We start from the raw sequence: 12,738 nt of genomic DNA, 5'->3' as shown, positions 1-12,738 counted from the left end.
CTCGTCCCACGCCACCACGCCCGTCCCCGAGGAGTCCCGTGTCCGTCGTCGTCCCCACCCAACCGATCGGCGTCCTGTCCGACGCCTGGCGCGAGTGCGTCGGCACGGGACGGATGAACCTCGCCCTGCGCCGCGACTACGTCGAGTCGCTCGCCCTGACGCAACGGGAGATCGGCTTCCGGTACGTCCGTGGGCACGGCCTGCTCAGCGACGACATGGGGATCCACCGGCCCTACGAGCTCGACGGGCGACGCCACGTCCACCACAGCTTCACGTACGCCGACCAGGTGGTCGACACCTACCTCCAGCACGGCATCCGCCCGTTCGTCGAGCTCGGTTTCATGCCCAGCGGTCTCGCGTCCGGCGACCAGACGGTCTTCTGGTGGAAGGGCAACGTCACGCCGCCCGCCTCGTACCCCGAGTGGGCCGAGCTCGTCCAGGCGACCCTGCGCAACCTCATCGACCGCTACGGCCTGGACGAGGTGCGGCAGTGGCCCGTCGAGGTGTGGAACGAGCCCAACCTCCCGACCTTCTGGCAGGGCGCCGACCAGGCCGAGTACCTGCGGCTGTACGAGGTGACCGCGCGCGCGGTCAAGGACGTCGACGCATCCCTCCAGGTGGGTGGCCCCGCGATCTCCCCCGGCTCCGACGAGTGGTGGGCGCCGTTCGCCGAGTTCGTCACGGGCCGTGACGTGCCCTGCGACTTCGTCAGCCGCCACGCCTACACCACCGGGCCCGCCCAGCACGTGCCCTTCGGCACCTACCAGGACATGCGTCCCCCGCAGGACCTCCTCGACCAGTTCGCGGCGCCCCGCGCACACCTGGCCGGGACGGGCCTCGAGACGCTCCCCGTGCACATCACCGAGTTCAACACCTCCTACCGCCCCGACAACCCGGTGCACGACACCGCGTACAACGCCGCGTACCTCGCGCCGGTCCTCGCCGCGGGCGGAGATCTCGTCGACTCCTTCTCCTACTGGACGTTCAGCGACGTGTTCGAGGAGGAGAACATCCCGGCCGCCCTCTTCCATGGCGGCTTCGGGCTCCTCACCCACCGCGGGATCCGCAAGCCCACGTACCACCTGTACTCGTTCATGGCCCGCATGGGCCGGCACGTGCTCGCCCGTGGCGAGGACCACCTCGTCACCCGGCACGACGACGGCCGGGTCACCGTGCTCGCCTGGCAGCCGGTCGACGGCTCCTACGTCACCAGCGAGGACTCCCGCCGCGTGCAGCTCTCCGTCCCGCTCGCGGGCGGCGCGCAGGCGTTCGTCGCGCGGCAGCGCGTCAACGAGTCGCAGGGCAACGCGTGGACGGCGTGGCAGGAGCTCGGGCGTCCCCGCAGCCCGCGGTCCCGGCAGCTCGACCTGCTCGACGAGGCCTCCCGGCCCGGGGTCGAGCACACGAGCGTCCCCGTGGTCGACGGACGCGTGTCCCTCGACCTGCACCTCGCCCGGCACGAGGTGACCCTCGTCGAGATCGAGGGTGTGCGGGACGAGACGCCCGCGTGGCTCGACGACGCCCGCATCCCCGGGTACGCCCGCGGGGCCGGGAGCCCGCAGCCGTGAACCGTCGTTCCCCCGAGGCCGGGGGCCCCCTGGGTCGCGCGGCCAACGTCATGTACTGGTTCTTCGCGATCGAGGTCATGTTCGTGCTGTCGACGCTGCCCGGGCTCGTCGTCGCGGTGCTCCTCGAGCAGCACGCGAGCAACATCCCGCTGTACGCCCTCGCGGCCGTGCCGCTCGGGCCCGCCCTCGCCGCCGCCGTGTTCGCGTGGCGGGTGTTCCTCCGCGAGCTCGACCCGTCACCGGTCGCCCAGTTCTGGCGCGGCTACCGGCTCGGCTGGCGCGAGGCGCTGCAGGTGTGGGTCCCGGCGCTCGTCGCGCTCACGGTGCTGGGGACCAATCTCGCCCACCAGGACGCCGTCGGGCTGCCGCCCGCCGTCGCGCTCCTCCAGGTGATCCTCGGCGCCGGGGTGGTCCTGTGGGCCGTGCGGACCGTGAGCCTGCGTGCCGCGTTCACCTTCCGCTGGCGCGACGCGGCGCGGTTGGGCCTGCACTCGTTGACCGCCCGACCGCTCGTCACGCTGGGACTGGTGTCGCTCCTCGTCCTCACCGTGGGCATCGTCGCGGTGACGTTCGACGCCGTCGCCGTCCTCCTGGCCTCCGTCCTCACCTTCCTGCTCGTCCGCAACGAGCAGCCCGTCCTCTCCGACGTCCAGGAGCGTTTCGTGGCTCCGTGAAAGACTCGACCCGGAGCACCGCAGAACCCCAGCGGGTCGCGGGCGCCCCCACACCCCACCCGATACACGTAACGACGAGGTTGCACATGACGATCGCTGACCACACACCGCTCAACACCACGCTGTCCCCCGAGGGCGAGGCACGAGTCCGCGCCCTCATGGGTGAGATGACGCTCGAGGAGAAGCTCGCGCAGCTCGTCGGCCTCTGGGAGGGGCGCGGGGGCAGCGGCGAGGGCGGTGACGTCGCGCCGATGCAGGACGCCATGCAGGCCGAGATCGACGAGCTCGAGGGCTACGCGACGCACGGCCTCGGCCAGCTGACCCGCGTGTTCGGCACCGTTCCCGTCGAGCCGGTCGACCAGGCGAAGGCGCTCGCCCGCAAGCAGCTGTGGCTGCAGAACAACACCCGCCTCGGCATCCCCGCACTGGTGCACGAGGAGTGCCTCACCGGCCTCGCCGCGTGGAAGGCCACGACGTTCCCGGCGCCGCCGTCGTGGGGCGCGAGCTTCCACCCCGAGCTCGTCGAGGAGATGGGCCGGGCGATCGGCGACTCCATGCGCGTCCTCGGCGTCCACCAGGGCCTCGCGCCCGTGCTCGACATCATCCGCGACGCCCGCTGGGGCCGGGTCGAGGAGTGCATCTCCGAGGACCCGTACCTCGTGGGGACCGTCGCGACCGCGTACATCCAGGGTGTCCAGAGCGCTGGGGTCGCGGCGACCCTCAAGCACTTCGTCGGGTACTCCAACTCCCGCGCGGGTCGCAACCTCGCGCCCGTGCACGCCGGTGCCCGCGAGATCGCGGACGTCTTCCTCCCGCCGTTCGAGATGGCCGTGCTCGACGGTGGTGTCGACTCGGTGATGAACTCCTACGCGGAGATCGACGGCATCCCCGTCGCCGCGGACCGTGAGCTCCTCACGACGCTGCTGCGTGAGCGCTGGGGCTTCACCGGGACCGTCGTCGCCGACTACTTCTCGGTGGCGTTCCTGCACACCCTGCACGGCACCGCCGGCGACCTCGGCGAGGCGGCGGCGCAGGCCCTCGCCGCCGGGATCGACGTCGAGCTGCCCACCGGCACCGCGTACCTCGAGCCGCTCGCGGAGCTCATCCGGGCCGGTGCGTTCGACGAGGCCCTCGTCGACCGGTCGCTGTTCCGGGTGCTCGCCCAGAAGGAGCGCCTGGGGCTGCTCGACGCGACGTTCGACCCGGACGCCATCGGAGAGATCGATCTCGACCCGCAGGCCCACCGCGACCTCGCCGCGCGCATCGCGGAGGAGTCCGTCATCCTCCTGACGAACGACGGGACGCTGCCGCTGGCTGGCGCGTCGGCCGGCACCGGGACGCCGAAGGTGGCCCTCGTCGGGCCGAACGCCGACGCGACCGCCGCCCTGTTCGGCTGCTACAGCTTCGCCCAGCACGTCCTGCCGCAGCACCCGTCGTTCGACCTCGGCCTCGACGTCGAGTCGGTGCGCACCGCGCTCACGCGCGAGCTGGGCGGCGCCGAGCTCGCGTACGCCCAGGGCTGCGAGATCCTCAGCGACGACACGAGCGGGATCGCCGCTGCCGTCGACGCGGCCGCGGACTCCGACGTCGTCGTCGCCGTCGTCGGTGACTTCTCCGGCCTCTTCGGCCGCGGGACCTCGGGCGAGGGCTGCGACGCGGACTCCCTCGAGCTGCCGGGCGCGCAGCGCCAGCTCGTCGAGGCGCTGCTGGAGACCGGCAAGCCGGTCGTGCTCGTGCTCCTCACCGGCCGCCCGTACGCGGTCGACTGGGCGGTCGAGCGCTGCGCGGCCGTCGTGCAGTCGTTCTTCCCGGGCCAGGAAGGCTCGCAGGCGGTCGCCGCCGTGCTCAGCGGCCGCATCAACCCGTCGGGCCACCTGCCCATGACGATGCCGCGCTCCGTCGGCGCGCAGCCGTACAGCTACCTGCGCCCGAAGCTCGGCGGTGCGAGCTCGGTGAGCAACCTCGACACCGCGCCCGTCCTGCCGTTCGGCCACGGCCTCTCGTACACGACGTTCGAGTACAGCGACCTGCGGTTCGCCTCGACGACCGTGCCCACCGACGGTGCGATCACCGCGACGGTGACCGTCCGCAACACCGGTGACCGTGACGGCGCCGACGTCGTGCAGCTCTACGGCCAGGACCCGGTCGCGTCGATCACGCGGCCCGTCGTGCAGCTGCTCGGGTACGCCCGGGTGGAGCTCGCCGCGGGTGAGAGCGTCGAGGTGACGTTCGACGTCCCCACGACGCGTCTGGCGTTCAGCGACCGCCGGATGGTGCGCGTCGTCGAGCCCGGCGAGATCCTCGTCTCCGTGGGCGCCTCCTGCGAGGACCTGTCGCTCACGCAGTCCGTCCAGCTCGAGGGCGCGGTGCACGACGTCACGACGGCCGACCGCCGCGTCGTCGACGTGACGGTCGCCCGCGAGGCTGCGCTCGAGGGCGCAACCACCGCCTGACGCACCAGCCACGGGACGACGACGCCCGCACCGCCCCACGGGGTGGTGCGGGCGTCGTCGTCCCGGCTCAGGTCGCCGGGATCACCACTCCTGCGGCCGTCCCTCGTGCTGGGCCATGAGCTGCCAGAGGGTCCCGCCGTCGACGGCCTCCCGGAGGATGTCCGCGTGCCCGGCGTGCCGTGCGAGCTCCTCGACGAGGTGGAACCACACCCAGCGCACCGACCACGCGTCGACGTCGGTCGGGTTCCAGGGCGCGGGCGGGACGGGGACGGGCGTGTCGAGGTCGCAGGTCGCGACCGCTGCCTGCACGCGGGCGCAGACGTCGTCGAACGCCTCGAGGGCAGCGGCGAGGTTCGCATCGTCGGGCCACGTGAAGGCCGCCTCGTACGCGGCCTGCCCCTCCGCGGCGTCCACGACCCGGCGGCCCGGTGCGGCGAGGGCGTCACCGAGCCAGTCCTCCTGCACCCGGGTCACGTGGGTGACCAGGGCACCCAACGACAGGGCGCTGGGGGTGGGCCGCAGACCGGCCTGCTCGTTGGTGAGGCCGTGCACGACGATGCGGAACGCGTCCTGCTGCTGGTGGAGGAAGGCCGCGAGCGCGGAGCGTTCGTCGTGCACGGGCGGAGCGTGTCCGGGCATGGTGGGCCCTCTCGGTCGGTGGGTCAGTCCTGGTGGAGGTAGAGGTCGCGCAGGAGGGCGACCTCGGCGCCGTGGTGGATGAGCTCGCGGGTGATGTGCAGGACGAGGGCCGCCCGGGGTTCCTCGGCGAACCCGCCCTCGGCGGGTCCGCACGGGAGCAGGACCCCGTCGTCGCCCCACGCACGGACGCCCGCGATCCAGTGCGCGTACTCCTCGTCGAGCTGGGCGAGCGCGCCGTCGGCCGTCGCGGCGTAGTCGAACTCCAGGTAGTCCGTGGGTGTCCGGCCGTGGTGGGCCGCGTTGCGGAGGGCGAGGACACCGACGATGACGTGCGCGAGCCGCCACGCGATGGTCGTGAAGGGGGCGGGCTCGGGCTCGGGCATCGCGAAGTCGATCGTCATGTCACCTGCGCCGCCCTGGACGGGCGCGGAGCCGGTGCCGCGCGGGCGGATGCTCCAGCCGGGGACGGGCTCCCACAGGTACTCCTCGTCGGTGAGGCCCTCGAGGCGGGGGCGCAGCTGGGTGCGCCAGTGCCAGTCGATCTGCTCGACGAGCTGGTCGTTCCATCGGATCTCGTGTGTCGTGGTCATAGGACGAGCGTCGCCGGGAAACAGGACAGTTCCCGTCCGCTAGGTGTGCGAGCATCGCTCCATGTCCGTGACCGCGCACCGGCTCCTGCGTCTCCTCAGCCTGCTCCAGTCCCGCACGGTGTGGACCGGACCCCAGCTCGCGGCCGAGCTCGACGTCACCACGCGCAGCATCCGGCGCGACGTCACGCGCCTGCGGGACCTCGGGTACCCCGTCGAAGCGATGCAGGGCACGGACGGCGGCTACCGGCTGGGCGCCGGCAAGGCTCTCCCGCCCCTGCTGCTCGACGACGACGAGGCCGTCGCCGTCGCCATCTCCCTGCGACTGGCGTCCGCCAGCCCTGTGACGAGCGCGAGCGAGGCCGCGTTGCGGACCCTCGCGAAGCTCGACCAGGTCATGCCGCCCCGCCTGCGGTCCGAGGTCGCCGCCATCCTCGGTGCCACCTCGATGGTCCCGGGCAGCGGGGCGGACGTCGACGGGGACGTCCTGCTGCGTCTCGCGCGCGCCCGGCGCGACCTCCTGCGGGTGTGGTTCGGCTACACGGCCGGTGACGGATCGCGCTCCGAGCGCAGCGTGGAGCCGTACCGGCTGGTGGCCACCGGACGCCGCTGGTACCTCATGGCGTGGGACCTCGACCGCGAGGACTGGCGAACGTTCCGCCTCGACAGGATGGGCGCCGTCGAGCCCACGACGTGGCGCTTCCGGCTCCGGGAGCACCCCGACCCCGTCGCTTTCGTCCAGCGCGCGATCACGACCACTCCCTACCGCTTCGTCGCGCGCGTCCTCTTCCACGCGAGTGCGTCCGCCGTCCAGGAGCGCGTCCCGGCGAGCGTCGGTGTCGTCGAACCCGGCGCGGACGGGACGTGCGTGCTCGTGGTGGGCGGCGACGATCTCGACCTCGTGGCACTCCACCTGGGGACCGTCGGCTACGACTTCGAGGTCCACGAACCGCAGGAGCTGCGCGACGCCGTCGCCCGCCTCGGCGCGCGCATGACGGCTGCCGGGCGTCCGCCCGAACCGCGGCGCCCGTCGGAGCCCCCGGGCTAGGGTCGGAGCATGCAGTCATGGACCGAGCATGTGATCTGGTGGCACGTCTACCCCCTCGGGTTCGTCGGGGCGGACACGACGGGCGCGGACCGCTCCCCCGCCCACCGGCTCGGGCACCTCGAGGCGTGGCTCGACCACGTCGTCGCGCTCGGCGCCAACGGCATCGCGCTCGGCCCCGTCTTCGACTCCAGCACGCACGGGTACGACACGATCGACTACCTCCGCGTCGACCCGCGGCTCGGCGACGAGGCCGACCTCGTCCACCTCGTCGACGCGGCGCACGAGCGGGGCATCCGCGTGCTCCTCGACGGTGTGTTCAACCACGTCGGCCGCGCCTTCGCGCCCCTGCAGGCCGCGCTCGCCGACCCGGCCGCACCGGAGAACGCCCTCTTCCGGCACGACGCGTCCGGCGCCCTCGAGGTGTTCGAGGGGCACGACGCGCTCGTCGCGCTCGACCACGCCAACCCGGCCGTCGCCGAGCTCGTCGTGGCCGTCATGACGTACTGGCTCGAGCGCGGGGTCGACGGGTGGCGGCTCGACGCCGCCTACTCCGTCCCCGTCGGGTTCTGGGCACCTGTCCTCGCGCGGGTGCGAGAGCAGTTCCCCGACGTCTACGTCCTCGGCGAGGTGCTGCACGGCGACTACGCCGCGTTCGTCACCCAAGGGACGCTCGACTCCGTGACCCAGTACGAGCTGTGGAAGTCGATCTGGAGCTCGATCTCCTCCGCCAACTTCTTCGAGCTCGACTGGACGCTGACCCGGCACAACACCTTCCTCGAGACGTTCGTGCCGTACACGTTCGTCGGGAACCACGACGTCACGCGCATCGCCAGCCAGATCCCCGACCCGCGGCACCGTCCGCACGCGGTCGTGCTGCTGTTCCTCCTCGGCGGGACGCCGTCCGTCTACTACGGCGACGAGCTCGGCATGCTCGGCGTCAAGGAGGAGCGGGCGGGCGGCGACGACGCCGTGCGGCCCGCCTTCCCCGCGAGCCCCGACGACCTCCACCTCTCGGCCGACGCCGCCGCGACGCTCGCCCTGCACCGCGAGCTCATCGCGGTGCGCCGCCGCCACCCGTGGCTGCACACCGCGACGAGCCGCAGCACGACGCTCACGAACACGAGCTACGTCATCGAGGTGAGCGACGGCGAGCACCGCGTCGTCGTCGCACTGTCGATCGGGGACGAGGGCGTCGTGGTCGATGCGAGCAGCTCCGGGCGTCGACCCTCGGAGCTGCTCGCTGGTTCAGCGCGGCGCGACGGGGACCGCTGGACGGTGCCCGCCCACGGCTGGGCCGTCCTGGCCTGACGTCCAGCGGCGCCACGCGACGACGACGACGAGCGGCCACAGCGCCTCGGCGCCTGCGACGCCCCGCTCCCACAGCCCGGTCAGCCGGCCGTCGGTGGGCGTGACGTGCGCGAGCTCGAGGGCGAACACGCCCAGGAGGCCGGCGAGCACCACGGTCGCACCGACCGCGACGACGGGACGGGACGTGACCGGACCGCTCCGCTCCCCCGGCTCCCGGCGCCACGACAGGGCCGGCCAGAGCGCGAGCGCGCCGAACCCGACCGCTGCCGCGATCCAGTGCGGCTGCGGGTAGGCGTCGCTCGGGAGCGCCGCGACCGCGAGCGTCGCGACACCACCGACGGCGTGCACCACCCGGGCCGCCCTCGGGAGCGGCCGCAGGCCGGCCGCCGTGACGACGTGCGCCACACCGGTGAGCGCGAGCCCCGCGCCCATGATCCACGGAGCCCGCACGCCCGACGTGGCCAGGGCGCTGATCGTCTGTGTCGTCGCGTCGAACGACGGCTGCTGAGCGGCGGCGAGCGTCCACCCGCCGATCATCGCGACCGGCGCGGCGACCGCGGACGCCACCGCCCACCACGGGATGATGCGGCGTCCAGCCACCGACGCCGCCTCTCCTCAGGTGATGGCCAGCTCGTGCGCGGCCGACGTCATCCTCGCCCGGAACCCGCGACCGCGCCCGGCAGGGAACCCGCCAGCGCGCCGATGATGGCGTCGACCTGGGTCTTCGCGTCACCGAACAGCATCGCGGTGTTGTCCCGGAAGAACAGCGGGTTCTGCACCCCGGCGTACCCGGTGGCCATGGACCGCTTGAAGACGACGACCTGCTTGGCCTTCCACACCTCGAGGACAGGCATCCCGGCGATGGGCGAGCCCGGGTCGTCGAGGGCCGCCGGGTTGACCGTGTCGTTGGCCCCGATGACGAGGACGACGTCGGTCGACGCGAGGTCCTCGTTGATCTCGTCCATCTCCAGGACGATGTCGTACGGCACCCTCGCCTCCGCCAGCAGCACGTTCATGTGCCCCGGGAGCCGCCCGGCGACCGGGTGCACACCGAAGCGCACCTGCACGCCGGCGTCGCGCAACCGCGACACGAGGTCGGCGACGGGGTACTGCGCCTTGGCCACGGCCATGCCGTAGCCGGGCGTGATGACGACCGACCGCGCCTCGCTGAGCATCTCCGCGACGTCGTGCGCGGTGACCTCGTGGTGCGTGCCCTCGACCGCGGCCGAGGCGACGACCGTGCCGCCCTCCGCACCGAAGCCCCCGAGGATGACGCTGATGAACGAGCGGTTCATCGCCCGGCACATGATGTAGGAGAGGATCGCACCGGAGGACCCCACGAGGGCGCCGACGATGATGAGCAGGTTGTTGTCGAGCATGAACCCGGCCGCCGCCGCAGCCCAGCCGGAGTACGAGTTGAGCATCGAGACGACGACGGGCATGTCCCCGCCGCCGATCGACGCCACGAGGTGCCAGCCCAGCAGCAGCGCGACGACCGTCATGAGCAGCAGGGGCGGGAGCGACGGCTCGGCGAGGAACCATGCCATGAGCCCTGCGGACACGAGGACGGCGGCCAGGTTGAGGGCGTTGCGCGCCGGGAGCATGAGCGGGTTGGAGGACATCCGTCCGGAGAGCTTCGCGAACGCGACGACGGAGCCCGTGAGCGTCACCGCACCGATGAGCACGCCGAGGAACACCTCGACGAGGTGGACGGTGTCGGTGTGCTCGCCCGGCCCGCTGCCGGTGACGAAGGAGTTGATGCCCACGACCATCGCCGCGAGCCCGACGAAGCTGTGCAGGAGCGCGATCATCTCCGGCATCTGCGTCATCTCCACGCGGCGCGCCTGCCACGTGCCGACGACGAGCCCGATGATGAGGGCGAGGGCGATGAGCAGCAGGGTGACGATCGCGGACCGCTCCGCACGCTCGACGGCGAGGACGACGGTGGCGACGAGCGCGAGGCCCATGCCCGCCATGCCGAGGAGGTTGCCGCGCCGGGCGGTGCGCTGCGCGGAGAGCCCCGCGAGGCTGAGGACGAAGAGCAGGGCGGCGATGAGGTAGGCCGCCTGGACCAGGGAGGTGAGCACAGCGATCACGCCTTCCGGAACATGCCGAGCATGCGGTACGCGACGACGAACCCGCCGAAGATGTTGATGGACGCGACGCTCGCCGCGAGGACCGCCAGCGTGGTGACGACCCAGCTGGAGTCACCGATCTGCAGCAGGGCGCCGACGAGGATGATCCCGGAGATCGCGTTCGTCTGGGCCATGAGCGGGGTGTGCAGGGAGTGGCTGACGTTGGAGATGACGTAGTACCCCACGACGACCGCGAGCGTGAACACGGTGAAGTGCCCGAGGAACACCGGCGGGGAGTACGTGATGGCCAGGGCGACGAGCACCGCACCGAGGGCGTAGAGGACGCCCCGGCGCTGGCCGCGACGTCGTGCCACCTCCGCGGCCTCAGCCTCCTGGCGGGCGCGGGTCGCGGCGTCGACCACCGGTGCGGCGGCCGCGGCCGCGGGCGCGGCCGAGACCTGCACCGGGGGCGGGGGCCAGAGCACGTCCCCCGCGTGCACGACCGTCATGCCCCGCTGGACGGGGTCGTCGAGGTCGAGCACGAGGACGCCGTCCTTGCCCGGGGTGAGCAGCGTGAGGAGGTTGACGATGTTCGTCCCGAACAGCCCGGCCGTGTGCCGGGGCATCCGGCCCGGGAGGTCCGTGTACCCCAGGACGACGACCCCGTTGTCGGAGACGACCTTCTTGCCCGGGACGGTGAGCTCGCAGTTGCCGCCGCCGGACGCCGCGAGGTCGACGACGACGCTCCCGGGGTGCATCGCGGCGACCATGTCGGCGGTGATGGTCACGGGCGCCTGCCCGCGGACGAGCGCCGTGGTGATGACGATGTCCGCACGCGCGGTCTCTGTCGCGTACATCTGCGCCGTGAGGCGTTCCTGCTCGGCCGTGAGCTCGCTCGCGTACCCGTCGGCGCTGACCTCCTGCTGCCCGGCGTCGGCCCGGACGAAGACTCCGCCCATCGACTCGATCTGCTCGCCGACCTCGGGCCGCACGTCGAACGCCCGGACGGCCGCGCCCAGGCTGCCGGCCGCACCGATCGCCGCGAGACCGGCGACACCAGCACCGATGACGAACACGGTGGCGGGCGCGGTCTTGCCCGCTGCGGTGACCTGCCCGGGGAACATGCCGCCGTACTCCTCGGCGGCCTCGATGACGGCGCGGTACCCCGCGATGTTGGACAGGGTGCTCAGGACGTCCAGCGACTGGGCGCGGGTGATCCGCGGCACGGCGTCGAGGGCCAGTGCCGTCACGCCGCGCTCCCGCAGCGTGTCGAGGAGCGCCGGGTGCGTCGCCGGGCTCATCATCGCGGCGACGACGGCGCCCGGGGCGAGCATCGCGACCTCATGGTTCGACGGTGCGTTGACCGCGGTGACGACGTCCGCGCCCCAGGCGTCGGCTGCCGTGCCGATCGTGGCGCCGGACGCGACGTACGCGTCGTCGGGGAAGCTCGCCGCGGCGCCCGCCCCGGTCTCGACGACGACGTCGTACCCGAGCTTCACGAGCCGTGCCACGGTGCTGGGTGTCCCCGCCACGAGGTTCTCCCCGTCGCGACTCTCCCGCGGTATCCCGATCCTCAACGTCGTCACCTCTCCCCGAACGAACACTGGTCCGTGCTGTGGCAGCGCGGCTGCGCGTGCCCACCCCAGCACCCTCCCACGGCACGCCCGTCGCCGGCTGGGTCAGGAGTCCCGGTCGGGTGGCCGGTTCCCCGCGCGACACCTCGGCAGAAGTGATTTACGCTTCAAGTATCCAGCGGGGCGGGTGGCGCACCGCAGACACACGGAGGACCCATGACCAGGATCGCGATCGTCACGAGCAGCATCCGTCCGGGCCGACAGAGCCGTACCGTCGCCGACTGGGTGGCATCCATCGCCGCCCAGCGCGACGACGCCGAGTTCGAGGTCGTCGACATCGCCGACTTCGACCTGCCCCTCTGGGACGAGGAGACACCGCCGTCGTTCGGCAAGGGCGTCAAGCCGCACACCCGCGCGTGGTCCGAGGCGATGGAAGGCTTCGACGGGTATGTCTTCGTCGTCTGCGAGTACAACCACTCCGTCTCGGGCGCCCTGAAGAACGCCCTCGACTACCTCTACGTCGAGCTCAACAACAAGGCTGCCGGGTTCGTCAGCTACGGGTCGGCGGGCGGCGCACGCGCCGTCGAGCACCTGCGAGGCATCCTCTCCGAGCAGCAGGTCGCGCACGTGCGCAACGTCGTCCTCATGCCCCTGTTCTCGGACTTCACCAACTACACGCAGTTCACGCCGTCCGAGCCGACGACGCAGTCCGTCACGCCGATGCTCGACCAGCTCGTCGTGTGGACGCGCGCCATGGAGGCCGTCCGCGCCGGGACGTTCGCGGCGCCGTCGGCCTCCGCGGGGGCCTGAGG

General features: G+C 72.4%; 11 protein-coding genes. 6 read left to right on the top strand and 5 right to left on the bottom strand.

All coding sequences use genetic code 11. The features are described 5' to 3' along the window. The first annotated feature begins 38 nt into the window (after positions 1–38). From AC54T1_RS03955 to AC54T1_RS03945, 3 genes are all read left to right on the top strand, one after another. The gene (locus AC54T1_RS03955; RefSeq protein WP_496911121.1) at positions 39–1,568 is read left to right on the top strand and encodes a GH39 family glycosyl hydrolase; all 1,530 of its coding nucleotides are present in this window, start codon (positions 39–41) and stop codon (positions 1,566–1,568) included. After that, positions 1,565–2,242: a DUF624 domain-containing protein gene (locus AC54T1_RS03950; protein ID WP_496911120.1), complete on the top strand. Its 678-nt coding sequence runs from the start codon at positions 1,565–1,567 to the stop codon at positions 2,240–2,242. Before AC54T1_RS03955 ends, AC54T1_RS03950 begins: the two co-directional genes overlap by 4 nt. Before the next feature lie 86 nt (positions 2,243–2,328). After that, the gene (locus AC54T1_RS03945) at positions 2,329–4,695 is read left to right on the top strand and encodes a beta-xylosidase/alpha-l-arabinosidase (protein WP_496911119.1); all 2,367 of its coding nucleotides are present in this window, start codon (positions 2,329–2,331) and stop codon (positions 4,693–4,695) included. A gap of 81 nt (positions 4,696–4,776) precedes the next feature. On the opposite strand, the gene AC54T1_RS03940 is transcribed toward AC54T1_RS03945, so the two are convergent. Both AC54T1_RS03940 and AC54T1_RS03935 read right to left on the bottom strand, forming a co-directional pair. Continuing rightward, positions 4,777–5,313: a DinB family protein gene (locus AC54T1_RS03940; RefSeq protein WP_496911118.1), complete on the bottom strand. Its 537-nt coding sequence runs from the start codon at positions 5,311–5,313 to the stop codon at positions 4,777–4,779. Positions 5,314–5,357: 44 nt separating this feature from the next. Continuing rightward, a complete protein-coding gene (locus AC54T1_RS03935) occupies positions 5,358–5,924 on the bottom strand; it encodes a DinB family protein (protein WP_496911117.1) in 567 nt (188 codons plus the stop codon). A 61-nt stretch (positions 5,925–5,985) separates the two neighbouring features. Here AC54T1_RS03935 and AC54T1_RS03930 point away from each other — a divergent pair, with 61 nt between their 5' ends. Together AC54T1_RS03930 and AC54T1_RS03925 are read left to right on the top strand one after the other, a co-directional pair. Continuing rightward, positions 5,986–6,969, top strand: coding sequence for a helix-turn-helix transcriptional regulator (locus tag AC54T1_RS03930; protein WP_496911116.1), 984 nt, complete (start codon positions 5,986–5,988; stop codon positions 6,967–6,969). A 9-nt stretch (positions 6,970–6,978) separates the two neighbouring features. Further along, positions 6,979–8,277, top strand: coding sequence for an alpha-amylase family glycosyl hydrolase (locus tag AC54T1_RS03925; protein WP_496911115.1), 1,299 nt, complete (start codon positions 6,979–6,981; stop codon positions 8,275–8,277). On the opposite strand, the gene AC54T1_RS03920 is transcribed toward AC54T1_RS03925, so the two are convergent. Genes AC54T1_RS03920 through AC54T1_RS03910 form a run of 3 tightly spaced genes read right to left on the bottom strand, consistent with a single transcriptional unit; the run spans position 8,215 to position 11,929 of the window. Continuing rightward, positions 8,215–8,877 (bottom strand): DUF998 domain-containing protein, encoded by a 663-nt coding sequence (locus AC54T1_RS03920; protein WP_496911114.1) that lies wholly within the window; start codon positions 8,875–8,877, stop codon positions 8,215–8,217. The genes AC54T1_RS03925 and AC54T1_RS03920 overlap by 63 nt on opposite strands. Positions 8,878–8,924: 47 nt before the next feature. Continuing rightward, positions 8,925–10,364 carry a Re/Si-specific NAD(P)(+) transhydrogenase subunit beta gene (gene pntB / locus AC54T1_RS03915; protein WP_484344025.1) on the bottom strand — a complete coding sequence of 480 codons (1,440 nt, stop codon included), beginning with the start codon at positions 10,362–10,364 and terminating at the stop codon, positions 8,925–8,927. A 5-nt stretch (positions 10,365–10,369) separates the two neighbouring features. Then, positions 10,370–11,929, bottom strand: a complete 1,560-nt coding sequence (locus AC54T1_RS03910; RefSeq protein ID WP_496911261.1) for a Re/Si-specific NAD(P)(+) transhydrogenase subunit alpha — start codon at positions 11,927–11,929, stop codon at positions 10,370–10,372. Between the two features lie 213 nt (positions 11,930–12,142). Here AC54T1_RS03910 and AC54T1_RS03905 point away from each other — a divergent pair, with 213 nt between their 5' ends. Further along, positions 12,143–12,736, top strand: coding sequence for an NADPH-dependent FMN reductase (locus AC54T1_RS03905; RefSeq protein WP_496911113.1), 594 nt, complete (start codon positions 12,143–12,145; stop codon positions 12,734–12,736). The last annotated feature ends 2 nt before the right edge of the window (positions 12,737–12,738 follow it).

The organism is Sanguibacter sp. Z41_6, assembly GCF_059621145.1.
The sequence above is the reverse complement of the archived record's forward strand: the minus strand, read 5'-3'. Positions and strand labels throughout refer to the sequence as shown.

Bases quoted from the DNA above. Each gene is read 5' to 3' on its own strand.
- AC54T1_RS03925 (WP_496911115.1), top strand. From the start codon at position 6,979: ATGCAGTCATGGACCGAGCATGTGATCTGGTGGCACGTCTACCCCCTC.
- AC54T1_RS03905 (WP_496911113.1), top strand. From the start codon at position 12,143: ATGACCAGGATCGCGATCGTCACGAGCAGCATCCGTCCGGGCCGACAG.
- AC54T1_RS03945 (WP_496911119.1), top strand. From the start codon at position 2,329: ATGACGATCGCTGACCACACACCGCTCAACACCACGCTGTCCCCCGAG.
- AC54T1_RS03930 (WP_496911116.1), top strand. From the start codon at position 5,986: ATGTCCGTGACCGCGCACCGGCTCCTGCGTCTCCTCAGCCTGCTCCAG.
- AC54T1_RS03935 (WP_496911117.1), bottom strand. From the start codon at position 5,924: ATGACCACGACACACGAGATCCGATGGAACGACCAGCTCGTCGAGCAG.